Here is an 18,437-nt window from a genome sequence, read left to right as displayed (position 1 = left end):
ATGCAAACCGTCTCCACTATCCCGCTCGCCGTACCTAATATTGGTCCCGAGGACATCGCATCTGTCCATACCGCAATGACCGATGGTTGGGTGTCTTCCGTTGGCCCCGATGTTCCTGCATTCGAGCAAGCTGTTGCCGCTGCTAGCGGCACCTCCTCTGCCGTAGCGGTTGCCTCTGGGACTGCCGCTCTCATGATCGCGTTGAGGGCCTTAGGGATCGGCCGCGGCGATCTGGTGCTATGTCCGACATACACTTTCGTTGCTACCGCCAACGCGATCCACTCAGCGGGGGCTGACCCGATCTTCGTGGACATCGACCTGGCAACTTGGGCAATTGACATTAATCACGCGGAACAGATGGTCAGCCGACTGGTTGCGGTTGGCCTGCCCAAACCGAGGGCAATCATAGTTGTGTACCCAATGGGAAACCCGATCGACATGACCGATGTCAAGGTGTTCGCTGAACGCCATGGGATCCGGATTGTTGCCGATGCGGCCGCGGCAATCGGTTCGACCTTTGATGGGCGCCCAGTCGGAGGGCTCGCCGACGCAACGACGTTTTCCTTTAATGGCAACAAGACCATGACCACGGGCGGCGGCGGGGCCATCGTGGGTGACGACGGTTTCATCGCAGCAGCAAGAAGCTTGGCGTCGACTGGGCGGTTGGGAGTCAATTATGATCATGATAGGCCCGCTTTCAACGAGCGGATGACCAATATCGAAGCGGCTCTCGGGCGTTCGCAGATCGCACGCCTAGATAGTTTCATCGCAGCCAAGGCGAGAATACGGGCGCGGCACGATCTTTTTGCGCACAAGCACGATCTGGACGTATTTCCACGACACCGCTTGGCGGAGCGCGGCGATTGGTTTTCCGGTGTAGTCTTACGGCCTGAAACAGATATTCGCGATGTCGTTTCCGTGCTCAACTCCCGTGGTATTGGCGTTCGACTCTTTTGGAAACCGATGCACCTCCAAGAGGCCTATGCTCCGCTTCTCAGCTCGTTGAAGCAGGCAGGTCTCTCCACCGATGATCTTTACCCCGTGGCGGACGCCCTATGGCGAAGGGTTCTACCTCTCCCGTGTTCGACCAATATAACCGATCGACAGATCGATGAAGTGCATGCCGTTTTGGCCTACGCTCTAGCCAAAACCGAAGGTGCCAATGATATTCTGTTGACGCGACTGGCGGCAATCGCTTGACCGGACGCATCGGCATCATACTTGCGCGGGCCGGCTCTGTCCGTCTTCCAGGCAAGAATACTCGCGAGTTCGCGGGCAAACCAATGATAACTTGGACCTACGAACGCGCGCTCGCTCTAATCAACCTGGGCCATCTCGATCATGTCGTGGTCTCAACCGATGATCCCGAAGTCATCTACCTCGCGCCCGAAGGTATTGAGGCGATCGAGCGCCCTATGCACCTGGCCACGTCATCCGCCACATCGTTCGATGCCGCGGTTCATGCACTTTTGAATGCCGAAATGCGGTTTGGACGAATGGACATTGTCAGTCTTCTACAACCCACTTCGCCGCTTGCATCCGTTGCATCAGTCGCGAGTGTGATCAGATCGGTGTCTTGTGGCTTTGCCGGCTCCGCCATTACAGCTTGCGCCATTGGTGAACGTGACCCTTCAACTGGATGGACGCCCACACTGAAATCAAACGGCATGCGGCGTATCACCGAGATCGCGACAGGCCTAACCATCCCGACCAAAAATCCTGAAGGTCAATTCAATATCGTGAGTATGAAGAGGGCTGACGATTTCGATAATCCGACGCATGTGATCACAGGAGCGGCTTACTCGGTGGAACGGAATGCCTTCGTCGAACGCGGGGCTTTTATACTGTCCCGTTGCGCCGGCACACTTGTCCCCGCATCTGAGGCTATTGACATTGACACGATAGAGGATTGGGACGCAGCTGAGAAAATTGCCTTAGCCGGGGCGATCGATAACGTGGCTCCAACTGAATGAAAGATGCAGAGCCAAAACAGAGGGATGCCCTGGTATCGGAGGTCCTGACGAAGGTCACGACGTCCATGCGCAAGGGCGACCTCGGAATGGCTGCCAGGTTGCTAGGCTCCCTGGATCGAGACCGTGTGCCGACGGCAACTGAAGTTACTCTGGTTAGCCGATTGTCGCGAATGATCGCCGCGGCCCTTCGTGGGCCGCTAGACGAACAGCGTCTCGTCGAACTCATTGCGATTGCCATCCAATTGTCGCCAACCAACGAAGTGGCAGTCGACCTCTCAAGGGCGCTTGCTCAAGGATTGCGCACGCAGGTTGCGTCAACCATCGCTCAGGGGGAGTCTATCCCTAGCACATTCGACCTTCTCGTAACGACGTTACCGCTCCTCTCAAGCAAAAGAGTCGACGGCGAGTTGTTCGACGCCGTTCTGTTCGTGGCTCAGCATATCCCCGACACATCAGAACTAACGCAATTGCTTTGCGAGATGGCGGGACAATGGCGAAAGGTCGGATTTGACAGCCTCTCATCGGAACGTATCGAGGGCCTCACCCAGATAGCCTCAAGACATCTAACTTCGCTGTATCCCGGAACCACACAGGAAGAAAACCCTCCTTAGGGGGCAACGCTGTCGGCAAAGTCTAGACTAGTCTCACATGCAATGCAGAACTGCCCTAAAATCCCAGATAGAAGGCTATTCCATGTCAAATGAAGTAGGTAAGGACCAGCCACAGAGGCAGAAACAGCCGCGGAGCCGTCGGACACCGGCTCGCCTCGATACACCCAAGCTCGCTGTATCCGACGCGTCAGTCAGTGTTGGCCGACGCGAAGCGAGCTCAGGACGTGGGGATTTTCGCATGATTTCGGCGCAGACCATAACCCGTATAGGCGATCATGAATCCGCGATAAAAATTTATATGGATATCCTTTCTGAGCGACCCAAGGACAAGCCCGCCCTTGCGGCACTTGCCCGTATTGGCATTTCGCGCAAAAACATTGATATCCTTGGCACGGTGGCCAAGCAAGCTGGCCTTCTCGATCAAGCTACATTAGCATCGGTGGTCGGTCTTCTTCTAAGAGCTGACGCTGTATTCGTGTTGCGTGATATGATCCTACGAGAAGGAATTCTTGCTGCTGATTTTGTTGCCCCAACCGTCCGCCGTTGCCACTCTATGTTGCGCAATACCGCTGGTGGGAATGATGAAAGTCGTGCTCACAGGGCTCTTCTTTGCCATTGTATTCTCGACATCGCTCCCGACGATGCGTCCGCCCGGAGCGGTCTCGCCCGTCTGTTCGAGAAAGAGCTCGTTGCCGCCCGTAAACTTTCGGGAAGCGAACTGAGGAAGGCCGCGGCGAAGGTACTCGATGAAGACCCACGAAATGCCGAGGCCTTGCGATTGCACGCGGCGGCATGCCTTGACATGGGCGACCTTGCTTCGGCTTATGTTTCGCTGGCGCGGCTTCCCAATGCCGATCTGACACAACCTAGGATCTCGGCGCAATTCGTCGTTGCCTCGTCTGCGTCGCGCTCACTAGAGGAGCAAGTGGACGATCTGCGTCGGCTCGATGGTAGTAAAACAGATAAAAATGCGGTGCTCGTACATCGCGCGAGCAGAATAGGTCTCAAAGCAGCGTCCACTGCTGGGAATTACGCGGCTGTTATCGCCTTCGCGGATCTTGTGCTAGCGCAAAATGAAGGCGACGTTGTTGCGGTTAAGCTGCGTTCCGCTGCCATTACACAGCTTAATCGAAGCCTCCAGAAGGCCATAAGAGCCGGGGTAGTTTCCCAGGTTGAGGCCTTGTGGGACAGTATCGCCAATGTCGCTGACGTTGAGGTGAGTGGCGCCGCTATGCGGTTTTTTCTCCGCACGAAGGACTACGGGCGGGCAGAGGCTATCGCTGAGAATCTGTTGCTGATCGAGCCTGAAAACTCGATAGCTAATGGGGTCAAGGCAAAACTACACCATGAGCGCGGGGAATATGGTCAGGCGCTTCACCGGGCAATGACCGTTCTCAAGAACAACCCACAAGATTTAGCCATGATGCGTATCATACAATATGCTGGTGCAAGGCTCACTCCTGCGCAGCGCCCGAAGAGCATATCCGCGAATAATGTCAGGAACCGATGAGTCGGGAACCACAGGAGCCTGCCGTCATGGATGTATCGGCGCTCTCCATGGCTGGAGAGGCCGAAGCATCTGCGCGGATCGAGATATATAACAGATATGTGGAGCAGGCGACTGGACCTGTCGAGCGTCTCCGGCGTGAGATCGAGGTCCTTGTTTTTGAATCGGGACGCAGAAAGAAAATTGCCGAGTCACAGGCTCGCAAGGTCCGTACTAGTGTCGGCAGTCCACGCGCGGACGCAATCCTGATACAATCGATCAGTGGAATTGTCGGGGCAGTGGATGTGCCGCGTCCGCCCCGCCGCGCGCCTGCATTGGCAGTTTGGTCTGCGTTATGGGGGTTAAGATTCCATACAGATATGAATAGTGACCGGCTCGGTATGTTCTGGTGGCTTGTTGAGCCCCTTCTGCACGTAATCCTGATCACGTTTGCTACACTTCTCTTGCACGGTGGAGAAGTGTTCGACATGCCGGCCTTTCCATTCGCAGTTATTGGGGTCATTGTCTGGCTTACCTTCCGTACGACCTTCTTAGCAGCACTAGCCGGGCCAGGCGCGTTGGTACATTTAATTGATCACCCCGACGTTTCGCGATTCGATGTGATCGTGGGAACTTCGGTCAAAGGTGTGATAGTCAATAGCTGCATTGGGATTGTCATGCTTGGTGGGTGCGTGGCGGCCGGGGTGACCCGCTTGCCGGAAAATCCGCTGATGTTTGCGGGAGCACTCGCGTCGACTGCCGCCCTTGGGCTTGGTAGCGGTCTAATTGCATACCACGCTTCTCTTTATTATCCAGGGCTTAGAAAAATTTACGTAATGATTCTACGAATCATAGCGACATTCTCGGGTTTGTTCTTTGTGAGCGAACAGGTCCCCGGGGAGTATGCGGCGTATGTCTTATGGAACCCCATCCTGCACCTATCGCAATTTGCGCGGAGTGGCTGGTTTTATACGTATGATAGCACGGACGCATCGTTTGTTTACGTCTTCTCTTGCCTTTGCGCTACGCTGGCTATCGGATTTGGCTGTGCCGTGATGAACCGCCGTGCCCGCGCACGACACGGGGAATACGCATGAGGTCAGCAGGGCGTATAAGCTTAAGGGATGTCCACCTTGTTGAGCGGGTTTCGCCGGTAGGGCGATCTTCTCGCCGCAGAATAGTATTATCGGGTGCCAGCGTCGACATCGCCGCGGATCGCTATATTCTCACAGGCGAGGAGAACGATCGGCGGTGTCTGGTCGATCTGATCGTTGGACGCAGAGACCCAGCGCTGGGATCCATTAGCAGAGAGGGTCGTTGCTCCTATCCCGTGGGGAGGACCAGTCCCTTTGCGATCCCGGTACGTGGGGCTGAAATCGTGAATTTCATGGGGGAGATATATGGTTTCGATGCGAGCCATGCATTGCGCGAACTCCACGGTATCCTGCCATGGCCCAACATACTTGAAACCAGGCTCGACAAGGCTGAAGCTCATCAGCGTCTTGCATTATCGATAGCCATGGCAAGGTTTATCGATGTTGACATTCTTGTCATCGATGGCGCTTTGGCCCACCCGGCGTTTCCTGAGCGATTCCTTCGCTATGTCGGGGGACTGCTGTCGGAGCACGTTGCAGGGCGTCTCATTTTGTTTTCTTCACGGCAGTTCAATGTGGCGCGCGCGTTTGCGAACCTCGCTGTTAACATCACAGACGGCAAATTGTTCATAAGTAACGAGATCATGGCGTCTCAATTACCTAGCGTTGGTGAAGAGGCACCGGCGGATGAACCGGAGTTGGTGTACGAAGACGTTGATTTGATTTGACGATCTGTAGAGACTTATGCTGAAGCGTGGAGCGCTCTAAATCAATCGAACGGATTGGCATGGCGTTGCGACGAACATGCCGAGAGAAAAGCTATAATTGAATATTATGTTGGCCGAATGTTGTTCATCTACGGATACGCCGGCTTTGACTTCCACTGTCATTACTCGTTCTTTATTGTCGAAACGGATCGCGGATATGGTTATCGGAGAACCGAATGACGTTCGATTGAAAAGTGTCGACGGCCAATGGATTGTTCAGGTCGTCGAAAATGGCAACGTAACTCGGCATTTATTCAACGCTCAAGACCTTGCCGAGAGCTACGCCGAACTCCAGCGAATGAGACTCGGCCTGCCCGGAAAGCCACCAATTTGGGAGGAGAGCCCGGTGGATGAGCGCTCTAAGAGGCTTCGAGAAATACCAGACTTCATCATCGACGATGTCCTCGAGCTCGCCGAGTACTCTGATCGCGGTATTGTCACTACCCTAGTTGATACACACGGAGTTCGCCTCCGTCTCCACCTCACAGTCGTGACCTCGGAATTGCTTTGCGAGCGAATTGCCGACGCGCTGGAGCGCCGGTACGGCGGATAGGGACCTAAGGCCAAAAAATCCGAGATCACGCTACGCTGCGGCTCCTCAACTCTTCCTAGCCTCCTAGTTCGGACGCCCTTACTCCGCCTGGACGGCGCTATCAGACTTCGGATGGCAGGGCGTCCTTCTCTTTGCAGCGACGATACAGTGCTCTCTTCTAACTCGGAGTTAGCGTGAAATGCAGGGATCTTCGTCCGCCTGCCAGACGGTCAAGCTTCCTCGGAGGCAACAGGAATATGGAATACCGGAAGCTTTGTATAGTAATCGATAAATGATCGTGTCGCCTGGAAGGCGGAGAGAGTGATATTAGTGATATCCTGGGTTGAAAGTGCTAAGAGTCGTTCTGGCGCGATATGGAGCCCTGGAGCAGGATGCCTGCCCCAGATAGCGTAACGATCGAAGTCCGAAGCAACGAGCACAACTGGACAGCCGGCGAGGCAAGCCTCGATCGCAAAATTGCTTGTTCCAGTCACCACAAGGCTTGCTGTCCCCGGCGTCACATCGAAATCTTCGACCCAAGGCGGAGCCATCTCTCTCCAAACGACTAGTCCCTGGGGCGCGCGTCTATGGGCGGGGTGAGGGCGAACGATGACGTTATGCCCAGCCTCAGCCGCTATGCGGCCGAACCTCGACAGATTCCGCAAAATATCCAGTTGGGGCTGAAGCGCTAGCATGACAGGGCCGCAAGATTGCAGCATACGCGGCTCAATGGCGCTTCTACCGCGGAATGCCTGCGAATTTCCAAGCGGCTGTCCGGTTCCGACCGAAAGGATAGCATCGAAGACATCGCAGATGTAACGCTCCGATTGCGTCATTAAAATTGTGTGTGCAGCGATTGTAGGCAGTCCTAACAACCGGCGCTTAGATGCATGGAATACGGATCGCAATGACATATTCGTCCAATAGACGATCGGGTGGGCGGCAAGATCGCAAGGCTGCAGAGGGGTTCCCGCCAATTGCTCAAGGCGGCCGTTCAGGATGCGATGAACGACATGGCTCAATAGAAAAGATAGAGCCGGCGGCACGCTTGCCTGCCGTAAGAGACGGAAAGCCGAAATGAGACCAATCGGGCGAAATGACTGAGGAAAAGTGGTCGTCGGCTCGATAACGATATCCGGGCGCAGGCCATCCGGCAGGCCCAGCATTGACGAAGTATCTACGAGATGGGATTGCGCTGATCCCAAATGCACACCGTGCATCGAGGCATTGGATAGGTGACCATTGTTCACCTCGTCCCATCCCTTGATCTCCTCTGCGGCTGTCGCGGCGAGCCGCTCGTGGAAAGGAAAGGAGGGCCCTTCATAACCACCTTCACGGCAAACTTCCAGCGCATCGACAAGCGGTCGCAGCAGCCCGACAAGATCGTTCATCACGAGAAATCGGGTCGCCGCGGCGTGGCGACACGCCAGATCGCAAATCTCTTTCGGCACCCCCGTTCCGCTGACCTGCAGAAGTCGGCATAGCTTCTCCGCGACTTGATAAGCGATACGAAAGACACGTTCCTCCGAACGCCCGTTCAGCATGAGGTGCTTGCCTCTTACATAATCCGGCATCCGGCCGCCCAGTCGGCGGTCGGCTATTTCGGAAGAGTTGATAAGGACGGGTTGGCCATCTCCAGGTACGGTGCTGATTTGCGGTAATCGAAGCATGGAGAGGACTGACGTCCGTTCAAGCGCCGCGCTTGATACTGACAAAGCACGTCGTGCATGAGCACTCAATCTGATCTCCAAACGGATACTATGAACGGCTCAGATGGAACTGGCAGCCTATTCGTCTCTAAAGTCAAAACGGAAGATTTAGCTTCGGTTTAGGGATGCTGAAGGCTTACTACGAAGTGTTGCCAGATCGAGACCTGACACATGATCAGCGATGATCACCCATGGGTCTGGCGCGTCGGAACGCGCAGGTCTTGCCTCGATCCCACCCCGCGGTTGATAAACATCTCCGATGTGCCTGGATTGGAATCCCATCAACAAGCTCTCGATTTCAGGCACAATCATCGCGACATCCCAAGGAACATCCGTTACGGGGCCGTAGCGGTCCCGTCCTTCTTGGCGACTACCGATGTTGAGTACCGGGACGCCAACGGCGCAGGCCTCTAAAATGCCAGAGGAGGAATTCCCCATAACTCCAGCGGACGCCATAAGCGCTTGAATATAGAGGTGTCCAATCGACGGCAGAACATGAACATCCTCTGGAAACCTTTTCATCAAGGCGTAGAGTTCCTTGTTGATTATATCCCCGCCGGGGTCGAGGTTGGCGAGCGTAAACAAGATGGCAGGCTTAGGTCCTTTGTGTGACAGCTTTAAGTCGAGAACGGCCTCTACAACCCTTCTTGTGACATCTGCGATTTGGTCAGCTTTCATTGTGGAAGCTGTCTCGGGGTGGATGGTGGCGATCAGGATTGCACGATGTTCAGGATTAAACCCTGTAAGTGTTTCCATGTCGACTGCAGCCAACGGTTCCGCGCGACGCGCGAGCGAGGCACCGATTGGCCCTGTCGTGACGATTCGCGATTCCACCTCGCCGATAGAGCGCAGACGCTCACCCTGCACGGAAAGGGCCGGGAAATGAATGTCAGCAAGTTTACTTATCGCATTCCGATAGCGCTCGTCTACGGCCCCTTCGGTAACGTGACCGCCCTCAAGGTGGGCCAAAGGAATGCGCATTGACACAGCAGCTAGAGCTGCACTCAGGATTTCGAAGCGGTCACCAAGTACAAGGACCACGTCCGGCTTGTAACGTTCAAAGGCGTCGGCAAACGAGATGACGGCCTGCCCGATGACCCGCGTCATGGCAGTATGGTCGGATAATGCGATACTTTCATTCGGCATGAAGTCGACCTGGTGGATCGGGCATAGACTCGATGCTTCGACGGCCCGAACAGTCATACCAAAGGCCTTTTTAAGATGGGTGCCACCAGCGAGCACGAACGTTTCCAGGCCTGACCTCGTGGCGAATTCGTTGACGACCGGCTCGAGCAAGTGCCACTCTGCCCTAGTGGTCGTCACGATTGCGATGCGGCGCGTTGCTGAGGAAATCTGCACTTTAACTATCCTGGCGACGTAGTTCGGCACGCATCCGGCGATCGTCACGTGATTCGGCTACGGCATTGTCCTTGACGTCACGATCGACAACGGCTCCTCCCGGAACCAAGGCGCCACATCCAATCCTCACGCCCGGCAGAACAATAGCGCCCGCCCCTACAAATGCAGCCTGACCAACGACGACCCCACCACAGAGGATCGCGCCAGGACCAATGAAAGCTCCGGCGGATATTTGGCAGTCATGGTCAATGTTGGCCCCGGTATTGATGATCGCGCGTGGTCCCACATAGACTTGCGCGCTCAGGTTGGCGCCTATGTGGACCTGTGCGCCATGCGCGATCTGACCGTCTGTTCCACGCGATTTGAGCGCACCCATGGAAACCTCATAGGCGTCCAGTAGCATGGCGGCAGGATCGACTATCGGCGGTTCGAGAACCGTCAAACCCTCTTTGACCAACTGCATTGATTCGTATTGATCCACCGCCGTGAGCCGCGGATTCAGGCCATCGTTCATTATTGTTGCCCGCTGCCCGATACCATTGACGAGAACCATTTTGACTGGACCAGGGAGGCCGGCAATATGCGATATGCAAGCGCCATCACTTGCGTGGTGGTGGACCATGGCCCCCTTTCCGCCCATATTGGACGCGCTGTCCGGCGTATTGCCAAAAGCAACGAGCAGGACTTCGACGATCTCCTTCGTTTCTCCCTGAGAGGCAACTATATGAATAGCCTCATATCTGTATGGCAATAGTCGGCTACCGGCCTCGTTGCGCCATGCTTCAGAGTGAATGGCAGCCCGCGTTAAAATGCGGCTAACGACGCGCGCATGCCCCCCGGCCCCGAGGAATACCAAGTGATAGCTGGCCTCGCTCATCTAACTTCTTATGTACTGATTGCATCGTCAATGTTGACGTCGACAGTCGCGGTACGACCAATGACGTCAAAGATATCCCCTGCCGGGCGTCCCTCGGATGAGCGTTTGAGCGCTATATCCTTGTGCGTAAGGATCTGACCAGCCCTGATCGGGCGCGCTGCAACGATACGTTTGCGCGCAACGCCACGCAGAGCCAATTCGTTGTCAGATGGATTCTTCTGCCCGCTCCCCAGCGCATTAGCAGTAGCTTTGATACGATCCATCATGCGCGCGAATTCCCGTTCGTCAAGCGATGCACCGTGATCGGGGCCTTCGGCCAATTTGTCATAAGTGATGTGGCGCTCGATCACAGTTGCCCCGAGAGTGGTCGCCATTATTGCGGCAACGTCGTCCGTTGAGTGGTCCGAGAATCCGATTGAAACGGGGTGAAATACTTCCCTAAGTAAGACGATTGCCGACATATTCAGCGTCGGGTGATGTGCGGGATACTCACTCGTGCAATGTAGGAGGGTAAGAAAGGCCGCTAGCGTGCCATCTTCTTGCAAAGACCTGCCCGCTTCCGTGATCATGTCAATGGTGGGAAAACCCGACGCAAAGGGATCGGAGCCGCGTCTGTAGCAGAGCTGCCCATAAGCGATTGCGTCAACCGATCGGCGGATTTCATCTACGGTCGCCATCCCGGTGGAGACAATCATCTCGACACCCTTCGACGCGACAAGCAGCAGTAGCGGAAGATTGTCCATATCGCCAGAGCCGACCTTGATCGTACGGCAACCGAGATCATCTATGAGGAAACAGGCGCTATCCTCGTCAAAAGGCGTGGCTAGAAATGCAATGCCGATTTCGTCGCAATATGCCTTGAGGGTGCGAAAGTCGTCGTAGCTGAGTTGCAGGGATTTTAGCATATCAAACTGCGAACCGGCGCCGACGGTTTGTGTTTGGTACGTGGCGCGGCGCGCACTGGCGGTCACCAGCTTGGCGGCATCAAAAATCTGAAATTTAGCGTAGTCAGCTCCGAGACGCTTGCATGCATCAACCATTTTGAGCGCAATATTGACGTCGCCATCGTGATTGACGCCGATCTCGGCGATGACTTTCATGCTTACGCCCTTTCGAAATAGCCGCACCCTCCCATGCCTGCCTCCAGTCACAAAGACAACAGCAGATGCACGCCGCAACTAGCGTACCCTAGGGACACTGTGATATAGGCCAAATCCGCACTAACAGTCCACCGACATTCACATCGCTCCTATTATCATTCCCCGGCAAGGTAGTGGCCGATGCCGTTGTCCGCGTACAGGATACTGTCGTTGAGCCTCTTAGCCGTCATTGTTAGCGCGCCTGCGCCCGCGACCGTGCAAGGCTCCCGGGGAGTGTTCAATTTCCCCCTGCGAATGCTCAACGGAATGGAGACAATGCGGCTCGATGCCGACCGGATCGGTGCCTATCGTGGCTCGGCAACCGACAATAGCGGCAGATTCCTCCTCTACACCGAGCGCTCGATTATCGCCGACATTCTCAAGGTTGGTCCAGGCGGTCGCGACAATGCTCTGACGCGGGAGGATCTCGCCCAGCACGAAAATGAGACCGACGGCTTGAACGCCGTCTACGCCGTCGGCCAGAGGTTCTCGGGTCTTCCGCTCGCCGGCTGGTATACGCCGGTGTATATCGGTAAGTCCAAAGAGGGGAAAAACGGGCTTGAGGCCACGGCCCAACTGATCCTAACCCGGCATCAGTCTTCGCAACGAATCAACAGGCCAGATTCGCTCAATATCGACCCAACATTCGATGCGCGCCGGAGCGCGCCTATCGCGTATTACTTCGATCCTGCGACGGGATTCAGGCCGATGATTTGCAAGGGTTGGCCACAACCCTTTTGCATTTGGACACGGACAAACTATGGCCCACTTTATGTTGCGCGAGAGATCGTCGGTGACGACACGCTCCTCGATATCGATGCGACAGACATGGTGCCCCCCACGGGTCGCCTATTGCGGCTCCAGGTATCCGCCACGTCGACCGGCGGAACGGGTGATGTGATGATCATGACGCTGCCACGAGAATCGTCGGGGCTCAATGTCGTTACGGTTGCGCGTCAAGGAGATGTGGTGCGCGCGGAGATAGAGTTTAGTGTCAACTCTCAGCGTCACTTTACGATGCGCGTGCCGCGTGGCGTGCGCGTCGATCTAATTGCACTGGGGTTCTCAATGCTCCAGCCGACATGATTCGGAAAAACAAAGACCAACTGCGACGGTTCATCACCTCCTTCGTCCGTGATCAAGCGCGTGCGGGAGCGCTGCCAAAGCCGTTCCAGGGCGCCCTGCGCGCTATTACAACCTTTCCTTCGTCAGCCAACACCGACATTCGTCCCATTGGTGTTGTTCTAGGTGTGGAACGGTTGATTTGGCATACGGTTGAGCACGCTTATCCGGAATGGGACTTGCTTTTTGCAAGCAATCGAACCGATCCCGATGGATGCGTGAGCGAGATCATCCGCCTAGGAGCAACCGCGATCGTCGGACCGTCCGCTCGCCGCCGCCATGTGGTCGCGTTGCGCGACAGCGGAATCAACATTCTGCGTCTGTCGCCTGCACCGTTGCCGCGGCTTACCTATCAGGGCCGGCATGCCTATGGGTACGTTCTGGAACCGTCAACATCTTGGATGTCGGCCCGTCGCTTAAGCGAGATGGAAGTCGTACTTACGAATGGCTTAGGCCTTATGACATCCGCGATGAGGGCCGACGCCGCCTTTGTCGCGGCTCGAATCGCACTCCCGGATCCCATAACGCCGACCACTCTGGTTATAAACACGCCTGATACGCCGCAGCTTTCCGACCAGGGTCATATCCCTATTGACTATGAGGCTATTGGAGCGGGAGCCTCCATAGAAACATTCCAGGTTAGTCGAAACAGTTACTGGTCGGACGACTCCCTCGACCGTTTTGACTCAGCTCTCTGCCGAGCTTCTACCGTCATGACTAATAACCATCCCCTTGCCGTAGCTGCGCTACTTAGAGGATTTCGGCCGCTGGTATCCCGGCGCATCTTTATGTCAAGGCTAAATGTTTATACAAATCCGTTGATGGAGCGACGAATTTCCATGGACGATCTGTCGCTCGTGAGCCAAGAAGAACTCGTTGCTGTATGCGTTCTTTGGGCAGCTCGTTACATATGTGAGGGAACTCTAATTGATCCTGTCGATTTTTTCATAGAAAAGCCCGCGACGTGAAAAGCCCTGCTATCCGCCCATCGGGTGAAGACGGCGGGGCCGCTAGCATACGAGCCGATGTCCCTTTGCATAGGCTCGTTCATCGCGCCGCTGTCTTTGACTACGCCGTAGTAGCTCGCGACCAGGCTGCCATAAAGGCAATTGGCGAGAAACGGAAGGACAAAGGGGGTTTGTTCCTGAATTCGCCGTCACCTATCGCGCTTGAGTCAGCCGAACTTGTGTTTACTCGACGCCTCGGTCGCCTAAAGCACGATCCCAGTACAGCTTCGGCGGTTTCACCCCATCCCGCCATCGTAACTCTTCCCGCTTTGTCCGCGAACTCGGTTCGACGGAAAAGATTGGACGAAGAGGTTCCGCTATCCTCCCGGAAGCTCGTGGAAGGCGGCGGAACTCATCGCGTCGCGATGGAGAACGGTACTCTCGACGGCCAATTTCCCATTGCTTTTGCTCAGCTTTTCAATCCTTCGGCTAGCGCGGTCGACCCCTCCGAATACGACGGAATAGTCTTAGCTCCCGTCGTACGTGTAGATCAATTGATCGACACTCTGATGAACGTCGAAGACTGGGAGGCGAGGCTAGCTTTTGTCGCGGCTTCCCTTCTTCCCCAGGATCCGGCAGATCGTTTCGCTCGCGCCCGACGTATCCGTGCGGATCGGATAATCGCCCGTCTCCGACTTAACGAGGGCCGTCTGCAAACGCTGCGTGCCATGGCTGATGCTTGCTATTATTCGGAGGACCAGCGCAGCGAATTCCTGATCCTGCAGATATTGGTCATCGCGGGTGATCTGGGGTTCGTCGCCGAGCGCTATTTGCGGCTAGAAATCCAGGCGATGATGTCGCTTGTCGCGATGACACCTGAATGCTTCAATTGGAGCGAGGGCCGCATAGTCGCAGTCGACTGGAAGCCTCTTGATGCTGATTTCGTGATAGTCGACGGCCCCCTGCCTCAGGCTATGGGGGCGTCTCTTCCGATTGACACATTATTTGCTCCGCGCAGTCTGCGCGATGCGCCAGGCCTCGCGGAACGCGCGTCTCTTGTCGCCACCGTCGCCGGTCCTTATTCGGAAGCCGAGGAACTGCTGTCGGCTGAGACAGCACGGCTGTCTAAGACAATTATGGAGCGGTATACTGCAATTCTTCAGGGGACGCCTCTCGCCCCTCTCGCGGATCTCATGCGTGAAGCTGCGATACGCGTCGATGATGTTTTGTTCTCCTCTATGATTCCTGTCTGGGCGGCGCAGCAAGCCATCCTTGCACGCAGTCCTAAGCACATCACCATCGTAACCGATTCGATTCCTTTCGCGGTGTGCGTGGCGAAAATTGCGCAAAATATCGATCCCGGCGTCGCCATCGATATCCGCATGACGAAACCTGTCGAGACAGACTATGACGACGTCGACATTGCTCCGACCCATCCTGCGGAATCGGCTGCGTCTGACGCCGTCAGATGGATCTCGGACCTAGGCCTTCTAGGTGAGGCTTCGGATACGCGTCCGATATCGCCCTCGAGTGCAACTCTTTTCGCAGGCCGCCCATTTGATCGAAACTACATTGTCGATCTCAAGGCGCTAATGCCGCTCGCTCTCAACAGTGGCCCTGTGCATCTTGTAAACACAACATCTTCTCGAACACAGGCTGGCAAGGCTCCTATCTCAGTTGCAGATGTTCTTCCTTTCTCCCGTAAGATTACCCACTGGGAAGAGCCGGAGCGCCAGGCCCGATTAATCGCCGGGGAAAAAACCCCTGAAAGCCTAAAGAACCACGGATCAAATATTCTTTCCTCCCTACTTGAGGGATCTGAGGAAAATCTGCGCCCCTATATTATCTTTTCTGAGCCGCAATTGCGACGTCTACTTGAACGAGTTCTCCCTGCCACACTCATCTCAGCAGCACATGTTAGAAGTATTGTTCGCATTACCGCCCCAGCTCGACTCATCTGCTTGCCAGGACGCGACTGGCTCTCTCGTATGCTCGCCGCCGACATCCGAGCACGAATGCCATCCAGTGTGAACAGCTTCGATGTCCAGACTGTCTTTATTGGGCCAAGGCGACGCTACAAGCCAACGAACTGCGACGTACAAGTCGTGATCGACACTCATTCGGCGCAGCTCATGAGGGCGTTCTTCGGGCTACCGCCGGAACGAATCTTGATCGGAGGATCACCGCGTTACAGCGCTTCGCTCAAAGCGGCCCGGGCTGAGAAGCCAGGACCGGGACGCTACCGCATTCTGTTTACGGCCTCTCCGATTATGGATCGGTGCCTGCCCGTAATCGCTGCGCTATGCAAAATCATGGAAGTGCACCGGGACGCCCAGCTTATCATTCGCACTCACCCTAGCTCAGGACCCGCAGATATCACACGTATGTCCACACTCACCGCTGCTCTCGGATCGAGCGCCGAGATCGAGAAGGATGGATCGCTCGCAGCATCGCTTGCTTCCGCGGACATTGTCGTGACGCGCTACTCTAATACTGGCCTTGAGGCGGCAATGCTCGGAAAGCCGGTTATAGCCTCCGACTTTCACCAGGAGCGACCACCGATCCCGCTCGACGAGATGGGCGTGGCTATTAAGGCAGCAACACCGGACGCCCTGCGCGATGCGATCTTCGATATACGCAATGGCGGACCTGCCGCAATGCAGTTCTACCGTACCTGTCAAGAATACTTCAGGATGAACCCTCAGATGCTTGATGAAGACTCAGAAATATCCCTGTGGAAGGCAATCTCTCTGCCATAGTGTATGATTATGGTAATCGAAATTTGTCTTGATTGTTGACGCCCTACGTCGTTCCGAGCGACGGTGTATTCATTCATTCATTCGGCGCATGTGCCGGAATGAGGAGCCGCCCCCGGTCGCCTCCTCGGTCAATGGCTCTCGTGTGGTCAAAATGAAAGCAAAGCTATCGGTTAGCGCTGGTTGATTCTTGGTAACCGGTGTTCTCAGGCCACGGCCTTGAGTGGCGCCGGGGCATAGGCCCAGGGCAGCAGGTCGTCGAGCTGGCTTTGCGGATGGCCTGCGACGATGCGGGTGATGACGTCGGCGAGGTAGGCGTACGGGTCGACGCCGTTGAGTTTCGCGGTTTCTACGAGCGAGGCGATGGTCGCCCAGTGCTCGCCACCGCCGTCGGAACCGGCGAAGAGCGCATTCTTCCGATTGAGGGCGATTGGCCTGATCGAGCGTTCGACGACGTTGGAGTCGATCTCGACGCGGCCGTCGTCGAGGAAGCGACCAAGTCCGGCCCAGCGCGAGAGCGGGTAGCGGATTGCTTCAGCGAGCTTGCTCTTCTGGCTGACCAGGGCGAGCTTCTCGCGCAGCCATGGCTGGAGGGTATCGATGACGGGGCGGCTTCTCTCCTGGCGCGCGGTGCGCCGCTCTTCGGGCGAGCGTCCCCGTATCTCGTTCTCGATCTTGTAGAGCTCGGCGATGCGCTGGAGCGCCTCCGTGGCGATCGGCGCGGGCCCGGACTGGGCCAGTTCGTAGAAGCGTCGACGGACATGCGCCCAGCAGAACGCCAGGCTCACGGCATTGCGCTCGGCCAACGCCCGGTATCCGGCGTAGCCGTCGACTTGCAGGATACCGACGAAGCCCTGAAGGTGCCGCAGTGGCTGTTCGGCCTTGCGGTCGGGTGCATAGAGATAGGCGACGCCAGGTGGAGCGATCCCGCCCCAGGGGCGATCGTCGCGAGCATAAGCGAACAGCTGGCCCGTCTTGGTGCGGCCGCGCCCGGGATCGAGCACCGGCGCCGTGGTCTCGTCGGCGAAGAGCTTCCCGGACGCCTTCAGCCGCTCGAACAACCGCTCGTGGATGGGGCGGAGCAGGAAAGCCGCCTTGCCGACCCAATCGGCAAGCGTCGAGCGATCCAGGTTCACGCCTTGGCGGGCGTAGATTTGCGCCTGGCGATACAGGGGAAGATGGTCGGCGTACTTGGAGACCAGCACATGGGCGACGGTCGCCTCAGTCGGGATGCCGCCCTCGACAAGCCGCGGCCGAGCCGGTGCCTGCACCACGACCTCCTCGCAGCTCCGGCAGGCGTATTTCGGTCGGCGCGTGACGATGACGCGGAATTGGGCCGGCACGATGTCGAGGCGCTCGGAGCGATCCTCGCCCATGACATGCAGCATTCCCTTGCAGCACGGGCAGATCTTGTCGGGAATGTCGATGATCTGCTCGATACGCGGCAGATGCGCGGGCAGTGATCCACGGTTGGCGCGGCGCTTCCTGGCGCGAGCCTCGCGCTTGGCAGTATCGGCGGTGTCCTCCGCGGCGAAGCCTTCAGCCTCGATCTGCTCGGCCTCTTCCAGGCCCAGCAGCAGCTGGTCGACCGGCAGGCTCTCTGCCCTGCGGCCGAAGCGGTGGCGCTGCAGTTCCTTGATGATCTGGCGCAGCCGCTCGTTCTCGGCGCGCTCCGCCGCGAGCATCGCCTGAAGCGCGATCGGATCGTTGGTCTGAGGCTCGGCCGGGTTGCTCACAAAGCCGATTCAATCATGCATTCCAATGCTTTGCCAGCGCCTCTAGCCTCCCATGGAATCAACTTGCCGCGACCGGCGCGCGCGTCTCGCGGGCGTCATGCACGCGCCGCCAATCCAACCCTTCCAGGAGCGCCTGCAATTGCGCCGCCGACAACCTCACCACGCCATCGGTGATGGCAGGCCAGCAGAACTTCCCGTCCTCCAGACGCTTGTAACTCACTTGGAAATGCAGGCGGTTCATCGTCCCCGTTGCAGTTTGTGACGGTGACTCACCCCTTTCATCCGTATTCCGGGCAGCGCGGTGCCTGCGTTGGGAAGCGCGGTAACCG

Annotated in this window: 16 protein-coding genes; 10 read left to right on the top strand and 6 right to left on the bottom strand. The window is 56.6% G+C overall.

Translation table 11 applies throughout. The features are described from left to right. The 7 genes from ABVQ20_RS35110 (at nt 1) to ABVQ20_RS35080 (ending at nt 6,484) form a co-directional block, all read left to right on the top strand. On the top strand, nt 1-1,200 hold the full coding sequence (locus tag ABVQ20_RS35110; RefSeq protein ID WP_354464413.1) for a DegT/DnrJ/EryC1/StrS family aminotransferase: 1,200 nt from the start codon (nt 1-3) through the stop codon (nt 1,198-1,200). Beyond that, nucleotides 1,197-1,973: an acylneuraminate cytidylyltransferase family protein gene (locus tag ABVQ20_RS35105; protein WP_354464412.1), complete on the top strand. Its 777-nt coding sequence runs from the start codon at nt 1,197-1,199 to the stop codon at nt 1,971-1,973. Before ABVQ20_RS35110 ends, ABVQ20_RS35105 begins: the two co-directional genes overlap by 4 nt. Continuing rightward, nucleotides 1,970-2,584: a hypothetical protein gene (locus tag ABVQ20_RS35100; RefSeq protein ID WP_354464411.1), complete on the top strand. Its 615-nt coding sequence runs from the start codon at nt 1,970-1,972 to the stop codon at nt 2,582-2,584. The genes ABVQ20_RS35105 and ABVQ20_RS35100 overlap by 4 nt, the downstream gene beginning before the upstream one ends. A gap of 238 nt (nt 2,585-2,822) precedes the next feature. Further along, the gene (locus ABVQ20_RS35095) at nt 2,823-4,094 is read left to right on the top strand and encodes a tetratricopeptide repeat protein (RefSeq protein WP_354464410.1); all 1,272 of its coding nucleotides are present in this window, start codon (nt 2,823-2,825) and stop codon (nt 4,092-4,094) included. A 26-nt stretch (nt 4,095-4,120) separates the two neighbouring features. Next, entirely contained in the window at nt 4,121-5,167 is a 1,047-nt protein-coding gene (locus ABVQ20_RS35090) for an ABC transporter permease (RefSeq protein ID WP_354464409.1), read from the top strand. Between the two features lie 281 nt (nt 5,168-5,448). Beyond that, nucleotides 5,449-5,892: a hypothetical protein gene (locus ABVQ20_RS35085; RefSeq protein ID WP_354464408.1), complete on the top strand. Its 444-nt coding sequence runs from the start codon at nt 5,449-5,451 to the stop codon at nt 5,890-5,892. 97 nt (nt 5,893-5,989) lie between these two features. Then, nucleotides 5,990-6,484: a hypothetical protein gene (locus tag ABVQ20_RS35080; RefSeq protein ID WP_354464407.1), complete on the top strand. Its 495-nt coding sequence runs from the start codon at nt 5,990-5,992 to the stop codon at nt 6,482-6,484. A gap of 209 nt (nt 6,485-6,693) precedes the next feature. Here the strand turns inward: ABVQ20_RS35080 and ABVQ20_RS35075 are convergent, their stop codons facing one another. The 4 genes from ABVQ20_RS35075 to ABVQ20_RS35060 form a co-directional block, all read right to left on the bottom strand. Then, complete coding sequence (locus ABVQ20_RS35075) at nt 6,694-8,202, bottom strand: hypothetical protein (protein WP_354464406.1); 1,509 nt, start codon at nt 8,200-8,202, stop codon at nt 6,694-6,696. A gap of 78 nt (nt 8,203-8,280) precedes the next feature. Then, a complete protein-coding gene (neuC, locus tag ABVQ20_RS35070) occupies nt 8,281-9,531 on the bottom strand; it encodes a UDP-N-acetylglucosamine 2-epimerase (protein WP_354464405.1) in 1,251 nt (416 codons plus the stop codon). 1 nt (nt 9,532) lies between these two features. Next, nucleotides 9,533-10,408, bottom strand: a complete 876-nt coding sequence (locus tag ABVQ20_RS35065) for an LbetaH domain-containing protein (protein WP_354464404.1) — start codon at nt 10,406-10,408, stop codon at nt 9,533-9,535. Nucleotides 10,409-10,416: 8 nt separating this feature from the next. Then, nucleotides 10,417-11,508, bottom strand: coding sequence for an N-acetylneuraminate synthase family protein (locus tag ABVQ20_RS35060; RefSeq protein WP_354464403.1), 1,092 nt, complete (start codon nt 11,506-11,508; stop codon nt 10,417-10,419). Nucleotides 11,509-11,718: 210 nt separating this feature from the next. Here ABVQ20_RS35060 and ABVQ20_RS35055 point away from each other — a divergent pair, with 210 nt between their 5' ends. The 3 genes from ABVQ20_RS35055 (at nt 11,719) to ABVQ20_RS35045 (ending at nt 16,375) form a co-directional block, all read left to right on the top strand. Beyond that, on the top strand, nt 11,719-12,633 hold the full coding sequence (locus tag ABVQ20_RS35055; protein ID WP_354464402.1) for a hypothetical protein: 915 nt from the start codon (nt 11,719-11,721) through the stop codon (nt 12,631-12,633). Next, nucleotides 12,630-13,637: a hypothetical protein gene (locus tag ABVQ20_RS35050; protein ID WP_354464401.1), complete on the top strand. Its 1,008-nt coding sequence runs from the start codon at nt 12,630-12,632 to the stop codon at nt 13,635-13,637. Before ABVQ20_RS35055 ends, ABVQ20_RS35050 begins: the two co-directional genes overlap by 4 nt. Before the next feature lie 338 nt (nt 13,638-13,975). Next, nucleotides 13,976-16,375, top strand: coding sequence for a CDP-glycerol glycerophosphotransferase family protein (locus tag ABVQ20_RS35045; protein ID WP_354464400.1), 2,400 nt, complete (start codon nt 13,976-13,978; stop codon nt 16,373-16,375). A gap of 203 nt (nt 16,376-16,578) precedes the next feature. Here ABVQ20_RS35045 and tnpC read toward each other — a convergent pair whose 3' ends face one another. Further along, nucleotides 16,579-18,057: an IS66 family transposase gene (tnpC, locus tag ABVQ20_RS35040; RefSeq protein WP_354464537.1), complete on the bottom strand. Its 1,479-nt coding sequence runs from the start codon at nt 18,055-18,057 to the stop codon at nt 16,579-16,581. Between the two features lie 109 nt (nt 18,058-18,166). Further along, nucleotides 18,167-18,437, bottom strand: a 271-nt coding sequence (tnpB, locus tag ABVQ20_RS35035; RefSeq protein WP_354464399.1) for an IS66 family insertion sequence element accessory protein TnpB, incomplete at its 5' end; no start/stop codon positions are given.

This window comes from Mesorhizobium shangrilense (assembly GCF_040537815.1).
Lineage (GTDB): Bacteria > Pseudomonadota > Alphaproteobacteria > Rhizobiales > Rhizobiaceae > Mesorhizobium > Mesorhizobium shangrilense.
This window is presented reverse-complemented; position numbering and strand designations above follow the sequence as displayed.

Excerpts from the sequence above, each read along its gene's own strand:
- ABVQ20_RS35050 (WP_354464401.1), top strand. The coding sequence starts at position 12,630 with ATGATTCGGAAAAACAAAGACCAACTGCGACGGTTCATCACCTCCTTC.
- ABVQ20_RS35090 (WP_354464409.1), top strand. The coding sequence starts at position 4,121 with ATGGATGTATCGGCGCTCTCCATGGCTGGAGAGGCCGAAGCATCTGCG.
- ABVQ20_RS35110 (WP_354464413.1), top strand. The coding sequence starts at position 1 with ATGCAAACCGTCTCCACTATCCCGCTCGCCGTACCTAATATTGGTCCC.
- ABVQ20_RS35065 (WP_354464404.1), bottom strand. The coding sequence starts at position 10,408 with ATGAGCGAGGCCAGCTATCACTTGGTATTCCTCGGGGCCGGGGGGCAT.
- ABVQ20_RS35095 (WP_354464410.1), top strand. The coding sequence starts at position 2,823 with ATGATTTCGGCGCAGACCATAACCCGTATAGGCGATCATGAATCCGCG.
- ABVQ20_RS35060 (WP_354464403.1), bottom strand. The coding sequence starts at position 11,508 with ATGAAAGTCATCGCCGAGATCGGCGTCAATCACGATGGCGACGTCAAT.
- tnpC (WP_354464537.1), bottom strand. The coding sequence starts at position 18,057 with ATGCTCGCGGCGGAGCGCGCCGAGAACGAGCGGCTGCGCCAGATCATC.
- ABVQ20_RS35100 (WP_354464411.1), top strand. The coding sequence starts at position 1,970 with ATGAAAGATGCAGAGCCAAAACAGAGGGATGCCCTGGTATCGGAGGTC.